This is a genomic window from Rhodococcus sp. (in: high G+C Gram-positive bacteria) (genome assembly GCF_049591685.1).
Lineage (GTDB): Bacteria > Actinomycetota > Actinomycetes > Mycobacteriales > Mycobacteriaceae > Rhodococcoides.
In genome coordinates this window covers 1-7480 of sequence record NZ_JBAWFH010000258.1, presented here as the reverse complement: position 1 = coordinate 7480, position 7480 = coordinate 1, and the positions used below count along the sequence as shown (strand labels likewise).

The window sequence follows — 7480 nt, the reverse complement described above, 5'->3', positions numbered from 1 at the left end:
GCGTCGGTGGCGCGGCCCGCGCGGGCGAGTACCTCGGACAGCCGTTCGATGACAGCCTCCTTGGATTCGCCGAGGTCCGCATCGAGGAGGATCAGGTCCTCCGCGATGATCGCCGGATCGTTGATTGGTGTGGACATGACGGCTCCTAGGAGAGTGTCGACGAGCGGGGTGACGGGGAGGTTCGGGGTTGTGACGTTTCGGGTGGAGATTCGAACTGGATGTCGAGTGAGTCGACTGAATGCACCGTCACCTGTTCGGGATGGGCTTGTTCGGGGGTGGGAAGCGTTGTTCCCGGCAGGGCGGTGGCGGCCGTGCCGTACGCGACGGCCCGTCTGATGCGGTCCGCCGGGGCGCATCGTTCGATGTCCGCCAGGATATAGCCGGCGAGGGAGGAGTCGCCCGCTCCGACGGTGCTGATCGCGTCGATGCGAGGTGGGGTGGCGAACCAGGCGCCCTCCGGCGTCACGAGCACTGCGCCGGCGCTGCCCAGCGTCGCCAGTACGGCGCCGACCCCGCGTTCGAGTAGAAGCCGGCTCGCCTCGACCGCAGCGGTCGGATCTCCGGCGGCCGCAGCACGTTCGAGCTGCTGGGCGTCTACGCCGGTGAGCTGCGCCAGTTCTTCGGAGTTGGGTTTGATGAGGTCGGGCGCGGTGTCAGGAAAGGAGCCGGCCAGTGCGAGCAGCGGGGCGTCGGAGGTGTCGACGGCCACCTTGCACGGTGTCGACCGCAGAGCGCGCATGAGCCGGCCGTACCAGTCGGCCGGGACGCCGGGAGGAAGTGACCCGGACAGTGCCACCCACGTTGCGTCCCTTCCGAGGTCGACGACTGCGTCGAACAGTGCGGACGTCGTGTCCTCGCCGAGCCTGGCTCCGGGCTCGTTGATCTTGGTGGTGGTGCCGCCGGGTTCGCTGACCGTCACGTTGGTGCGGGCGAGACCGTCCGTCGGTACAGCGCAGTAGCGGACGCCCGCAGCAGAGAGTGCGTCGAGCAGCGGGTCGCCCTGTGCTGCAGGGAGAACGGCCATTGCCTGCACACCCGACGCAGTCATCACCCGGGCGACGTTGACGCCTTTGCCGCCGGGGTCGCTGACGGTCGTGAGTGCGCGGTGAACGCCGCCGCGCACGAGCTCGGATTCGAGCACGACTGTTCTGTCGATGCTCGGGTTGGCAGTAAGCGTGACGATCATGCGATCACCACCTCGATTCCGTTGTCGATCAAGCTCTTGTGGTCCTTGTCGTCGATGTCCTCGTCGGTCACGAGCACGTCGATGGTGTCGAGGCGGGCGAAGCTCACCAGGTGCTCCCTGCCGACCTTCGTCGAATCGGCCAAGACGACGATGTGGTTGGCGCTGCGAACCATCGCGCGCTTGACGGCTGCTTCGTCGCTGTCCGGTGTCGACAATCCGTGCCCGACGCTCAGTGCGTTGGTGCCGACGAACGCCACATCGACGCGGAGCCAGTCGAGCGCGGTCAGCGCTTCCTCGCCGACCGCGGCCTGCGTCGTACCTCGCACACGCCCGCCGAGCACGCGAAGATTGACGCCGCCGAGCGGTGCGAGGCGAGCGGCGATGGGAACCGAATTGGTGATGACCGTCAGGTCACGGTCGCTCGGGAGTAGCGCGGCGAGTCTGCCCGTCGTGGTTCCCGCATCCAGGACGGCACTTCCGCCCGCCGGTGGTAGGTACTCGACGGCGGCAGCTGCAATCGCGTCCTTCTGTTCCGCGCGGGTGTATTCCCGTTCGCCGACGCCGGGTTCGGTCGCGACGAGTGCCGATGCCGGGACGGCGCCGCCGTGTACGCGGCGGATGACGCCGAGCCGATCCAGCACGGCAAGATCGCGCCGAACGGTTTCGGTGGTGACGCCGTAGGTGGAGGACAGTTCGGCGACGGAGATGCGGCCGCGGGTGCTGATGAGCTCTGCGATGGCCTGCTGACGTTCTTCTGCGTACACCTGTGCCTCCGTTCGTTCGGTCGTGCGGCCGGGCTGTGTTCGAACCCGATGTGATGTTGGTTTATGTTGTTTTACGCCCGTATCTGTTGACATGTCAAGACCTCGGGGTAATCTCGATCACACGACCTCGCGCAGAGCGGGCTGAACCACACTCGAGTTCCAGGAGGACACATGACCGGATCGCTTCGGGCCGAATCGCAGAACACCGACGTACCGCTGTCGGGTTCGGCAGTTCTGCGGGGCACGCCGGTCGTACCGGGTGTCGGCTACGGACCGGTCATGCGCCCGGGACGGCGCCCCGAGGTGCCCGTCGACCTCTCGGTCGTGGACGAGGCGGCGCGGGGGACCGAACTCGAACGGTTCCGCCGCGCAGCGGCAACGGTCGCAGCACGGCTGCGGGGCAGAGCCGAACTGGCCACGGGGGCGGCGTCGGAGGTGCTGTCCGCAAACGCAGCCATGGCTCAGGATCGCGGATGGCTACGGGCCGCAGAAAAGGCGATAGCCAGCGGCACCCCGGCGACGTCGGCCACCGACGCGGCCACCGAACAGTTCGTGGCGATGTTCCTCAAGCTCGGTGGGCTCATGGCCGAGCGTGTCACCGACCTACGTGACATCCGAGACCGCGTCATCGCCGAAATCCTCGGCGTGCCGGAGCCTGGCGTTCCGACTCCCGCAGTTCCGTCGATTCTGCTCGCCGACGATCTCGCGCCCGCGGACACGGCCGGTCTCGACGCCGACCTTGTCGTAGGTCTTGCCACGTCGTTGGGTGGACCCACCAGTCACACCGCGATCATCGCGCGGCAGCTCGGTATTCCGTGCGTGGTGGCCGTCGAGGGCCTCGACGACGTGCCTGAGGACACGGTGGTCGTCGTCGACGGCAGCACCGGAGACGTCGTGCTCGATCCCGATCACGACCTGGCCGACGCAGCGGTCACGTCCGCGCGCACCGAACTCGAGCGGGTGTCGGGATGGTCCGGTCCCGGAGCGACCTCCGACGGACACGCCGTAGACATCCTCGCCAATGTGCAGGACGGAGCCGGCGCACGCGCAGCACGGTCCTCGGCTGCGGACGGCATCGGATTGTTCCGCACCGAACTGTGTTTCCTGGACCGCGACAGCGAACCCACGGTGGACGAGCAGGCCGAGATCTACGGGCAGGTTCTCGATGCCTTCGCCGGACACAAGGTCGTCGTTCGCACCCTTGATGCGGGCTCGGACAAGCCGCTCCGCTTCGCCAACCACGCCGACGAGGCAAACCCGGCTCTCGGGATTCGAGGTATCCGAATCGCACAGCAGGACAGAGGGATTCTTTACCGCCAACTCGACGGTATCGCCGCGGCAGCGGCTGCGACCGGTTCTACCCCCTGGGTTATGGCGCCGATGATCGCGACGGCTGCCGAGGCCGCCGCGTTCGCGGTGGACGTACGTGAACGGGGCCTGAAACCTGGCGTCATGATCGAGATTCCTGCGGCCGCCCTACTTGCCGAGCACATTCTCGAACACGTCGACTTCTTGTCCATCGGCACCAACGACCTCGCTCAGTACACGATGGCAGCCGACCGGATGTCGTCCTCGCTCGCGTCGTTGACCGACCCGTGGCAACCGGCCGTTCTAGCGCTCGTCGCGCACACCGCGAAAGCCGGTGCAGCAGTGGGCAAGCCGGTCGGCGTCTGCGGCGAGGCGGCTGCAGACCCGCTCCTGGCCTGCGTGCTGACCGGAATGGGCATCACATCGCTGTCCGCTGCCTCGGCCGCGGTTGCACACGTCGGCGCCAAGCTGGCCTCGGTGACGTACGAGCAGTGCGAGAAGGCAGCCGCAGCGGCGTTGCGTGCCGACAGCGCGGCTGCGGCCCGAGCTGCGGCCGCTGCGGTACTGACCCCCTGATCCGACACCTTAGGATTCGACCTCGTGAGTCGAAACTTCGGATGGGCATTGCACGGCAACGGTAAGAACGTCGCTGCCGGAGCGGTGGTGGCGCCGCACGAGCGCCTGTCGTGGCCGCGGACGGTCGGTATCGGTATGCAACATGTGATCGCCATGTTCGGCGCCACCTTGCTCGTACCGACCGTGACCGGATTTCCCGTCACCACAACACTGCTGTTCTCGGGCATCGGTACCGCACTGTTCCTGATCATCACGCGAGGTCGCATCCCGAGCTACCTCGGTTCTTCGTTCGCGTTCATCGCGCCCCTGAGCGCCGCACAGGCCGACGGACCCGCCGCCCAACTCGGCGCCGTGCTGTCCGTCGGTGTCGTACTCGCCGCGGTCGGATTCGTGGTCAAATTTGCCGGCGGCCGCGTCATCGAAGCGGTCATGCCGCCCGTCGTCACCGGTGCCGTCGTCGTGCTGATCGGTCTCAACCTGGCCACCGCAGCCACGTCCTCCTTCGAGGCCCAGCCGCTGGTCGCAGCAGTCACACTGATCGCAATTCTCGTCGTGACCGTCGCCGGACCGGGACTCCTAGGACGCCTCGGCATTCTGGTCGGTGTCGTCATCGGCTGGGTGTTCGCCGCCGTGATGGGGGAGATCGACGGGGCCCGACTCGACGCCATGCGCGAAGCGGCCTGGATCGGCATACCGGAGTTTCGTGGGCCGTCCTTCGATCTGTCGGTGGTGCTCATCGCCCTACCCGTCGTCATCGTTCTCGTCGCCGAAAACGTCGGCCACGTCAAGGCGGTCGCCGCGATGACCGGCAAGTCGCTCGACGACCTCGCCGGTGATGCGCTCATCGCGGACGGATTGGCCACCACCCTGGCGGGCGCTGCGGGCGGCTCGGGCACGACGACGTACGCCGAGAACATCGGCGTCATGGCTGCCACGCGTGTCTACTCGACCGCTGCGTACTGGGTTGCCGCTGCGACGGCCGTCGTTCTCGCGTTCTCTCCGAAGTTCGGAGCGTTGGTGTTCACGGTGCCGGACGGTGTCATCGGCGGTGCGACGCTGGTGCTTTACGGCCTCATCGGGCTGCTCGGCGTCCGCATCTGGTCGGAAAACGACGTGAATTTCACCGACCCCGTGAATCTCACCGTCGTGGCCGCCGCACTCGTCGCGGGCATCGGCGACCTGACGCTGCCGGTCGGGTCGGTCGAGCTCGGCGGAATTGCCTGGGGATCGGTCGGCATCCTCGTCGGATATCCGATCATGCGCGCGTTGCATCGCCGCGCTAGACCTGCGCCGAAGTAGTTCGGTCACCGATCGCGCACGGCTCGGTCATCGACTGCGTCACCTGCCCGGTCGTAGGCTCGGCAGACGCAGGCAAGAGCCGATGCCGATGCACCGTGCCTCACAACAGGTCACGGCCGCCGTCGATCGGGACAGTATCTCGAAGGGACAACGTAGTGGACCGCACACTGTTCGAACCCGAGCACGACCTCTTTCGGGAGTCGTACCGAAAGTTCCTCGACCAGCACGTCGCACCCAACCACGCGAAGTGGGAAGAGCAGAACATCGTCGATCGTGGCGTGTGGGTCGAAGCCGGTAAGCAGGGCTTTCTCGGCACCGCCGTCCCCGAGGAGTACGGCGGCGGAGGGGTCAAGGACTTCCGCTACAACACCATCGTCACCGAGGAAACCACCCGTGGCGGATACAGCGGCATCGGATTCACCCTGCACAACGACGTCGTTGCTCCGTATCTCATCGAACTGACGAACGAGGAGCAGAAGCAGCGCTGGCTGCCAGGTTTCGCCTCCGGTGAATTGATCACCGCCATCGCGATGACGGAGCCCGGTACAGGCAGCGACCTCCAGGGCATCAAGACCCGCGCCGTTCGCGACGGGGACGACTGGGTTCTCAACGGCTCGAAGACGTTCATCACGAACGGCATCAACGCCGACCTGATCATCGTCGTGGCCTGCACCGACCCCGACAAGGGAGCTCAGGGCTTCAGCCTGCTCGTCGTCGAACGCGACATGCCGGGATTCGAACGTGGCCGCAACCTCGACAAGATCGGCATGAAGGCCCAGGACACCGCCGAGCTCAGCTTCACCGACGTCCGCGTGCCTGCAGCCAACCTCCTGGGCGAAGAAGGCATGGGTTTCATCTACCTGATGCAGAACCTTCCGCAGGAGCGACTGTCCATCGCCGTCGTGGCCGCCGCCGCAATGGAGTCCGCGCTGGAGATGACCATCCAGTATTGCCGCGATCGCAAAGCATTCGGCAAGTCCATCGGCAAGTTCCAGAACACCAGGTTCGTGCTGGCAGAGCTCGCCACCGAGACCACGGCGACGCGAATCATGGTCGACAAGTTCATCGAGCTGCTCAACGCCGGGACCCTGACGGTCCAGGAAGCCGCCATGGCCAAATGGTGGACCACCGAGAACCAGGTCAAGCTCATCGACCGCTGTCTGCAGCTGCACGGTGGCTACGGATACATGAAGGAATACCCGATCGCCAAGGCCTACATGGACTCTCGGGTGCAAACCATCTACGGCGGCACCACCGAGATCATGAAGGAGATCATCGGTCGAGGCCTCAACCTGTAGCGAAGCGCTCACCGACGAACCACGAAGCGGCCCGCAACCATTCCCGGTTGCGGGCCCCTCGTCGGTCTACTGTCAGAGCTTGCGCATGACCGTCACGACCTTGCCGAGGATGGCGGCGTCGTTACCCGGAATCGGCTCGAACAGCGGATTGTGCGGCAAGAGCCACACCTCGCCCTTGGTGCGCTTGAACGTCTTGACGGTGGCCTCGCCGTCGATCATCGCAGCCACGATGTCGCCGTTGTCCGCCACACTCTGCTGACGGACGACCACCCAGTCGCCGTCACAGATGGCTGCTTCGATCATCGATTCGCCCACCACCTTGAGCAGGAACAACGACCCCTGACCGACCAGCTCGCGCGGCAACGGGAACACATCTTCGACGGCCTGCTCGGCGAGAATCGGTCCACCCGCGGCGATACGTCCGAGGACGGGTACGAACGTCGGCGTGGGGAGCTGATCCTCGGTGGGAGTCGACCCGTCGGCCGTCGCTGCCGCCGCGTGGTCGGCCTGCACCTCGTCGAGACCGCGCACATCGACCGCGCGCGGACGATTGGGGTCGCGGCGCAGAAAACCTTTTCGCTCGAGGGTGCGAAGTTGATGTGCCACCGACGAGGTCGACGTGAGCCCCACCGCGTCGCCGATCTCGCGAATGCTCGGCGGGTAACCACGCTCGGTGACCGATGCACGGATGACCTCGAGGACCTTGCGTTGACGTTCGGTCAGCCCCGCATTGATGTCGGTGCCCTCACCTTCGAACGCTTTCGCGGTCGGAACGGCCGCGGGCTTGGCCGCGGACTTGCGCGTCGACTGCCCGACCGATGACCCTGATGTGTCTACCGACCCTGCTGTCTCTGTCGACCCTGACGAGGTCTCGTCTTTCATTCGTGCGTCCTCCGTACGTCGTGGCTGCGTTCGCTGTGTCGTCGTCACCGATTGTCTATGCCGGCGTGATCGAAGCCGGTGGCGAATTCAGCCGGTGGTGAATTCAAGCCGGTGGTGAATCCAGCCGGTGGTGAGTAGCCGTGCCGGTGCTGCTCGTCGGTGCCGAA

The 7480-nt window shown here is 66.0% G+C and carries 6 protein-coding genes; 3 read left to right on the top strand and 3 right to left on the bottom strand.

Annotation, left to right across the window (positions count from 1 at the left end; translation table 11 throughout):
* Nucleotides 1-145 precede the first annotated feature (145 nt).
* Entirely contained in the window at nt 146-1186 is a 1041-nt protein-coding gene (locus WBQ44_RS10950; RefSeq protein WP_495566715.1) for a 1-phosphofructokinase family hexose kinase, read from the bottom strand.
* Nucleotides 1183-1950 (bottom strand): DeoR/GlpR family DNA-binding transcription regulator, encoded by a 768-nt coding sequence (locus WBQ44_RS10945; protein ID WP_495566714.1) that lies wholly within the window; start codon nt 1948-1950, stop codon nt 1183-1185. Before WBQ44_RS10945 ends, WBQ44_RS10950 begins: the two co-directional genes overlap by 4 nt.
* Nucleotides 1951-2121: 171 nt before the next feature.
* Here WBQ44_RS10945 and ptsP point away from each other — a divergent pair, with 171 nt between their 5' ends.
* The 3 genes from ptsP (at nt 2122) to WBQ44_RS10930 (ending at nt 6431) form a co-directional block, all read left to right on the top strand.
* The gene (gene ptsP, locus WBQ44_RS10940) at nt 2122-3834 is read left to right on the top strand and encodes a phosphoenolpyruvate--protein phosphotransferase (RefSeq protein WP_495566713.1); all 1713 of its coding nucleotides are present in this window, start codon (nt 2122-2124) and stop codon (nt 3832-3834) included.
* A 24-nt stretch (nt 3835-3858) separates the two neighbouring features.
* Nucleotides 3859-5133 (top strand): uracil-xanthine permease family protein, encoded by a 1275-nt coding sequence (locus tag WBQ44_RS10935; RefSeq protein ID WP_495566712.1) that lies wholly within the window; start codon nt 3859-3861, stop codon nt 5131-5133.
* Nucleotides 5134-5288: 155 nt separating this feature from the next.
* On the top strand, nt 5289-6431 hold the full coding sequence (locus WBQ44_RS10930) for an acyl-CoA dehydrogenase family protein (protein ID WP_495566711.1): 1143 nt from the start codon (nt 5289-5291) through the stop codon (nt 6429-6431).
* Nucleotides 6432-6503: 72 nt separating this feature from the next.
* Here the strand turns inward: WBQ44_RS10930 and lexA are convergent, their stop codons facing one another.
* Nucleotides 6504-7313 (bottom strand): transcriptional repressor LexA, encoded by an 810-nt coding sequence (gene lexA / locus WBQ44_RS10925; RefSeq protein WP_495566710.1) that lies wholly within the window; start codon nt 7311-7313, stop codon nt 6504-6506.
* Nucleotides 7314-7480: the final 167 nt, after the last annotated feature.

Bases quoted from the DNA above. Each gene is read 5' to 3' on its own strand.
- WBQ44_RS10950 (WP_495566715.1), bottom strand. From the start codon at position 1,186: ATGATCGTCACGCTTACTGCCAACCCGAGCATCGACAGAACAGTCGTG.
- ptsP (WP_495566713.1), top strand. From the start codon at position 2,122: ATGACCGGATCGCTTCGGGCCGAATCGCAGAACACCGACGTACCGCTG.
- lexA (WP_495566710.1), bottom strand. From the start codon at position 7,313: ATGAAAGACGAGACCTCGTCAGGGTCGACAGAGACAGCAGGGTCGGTA.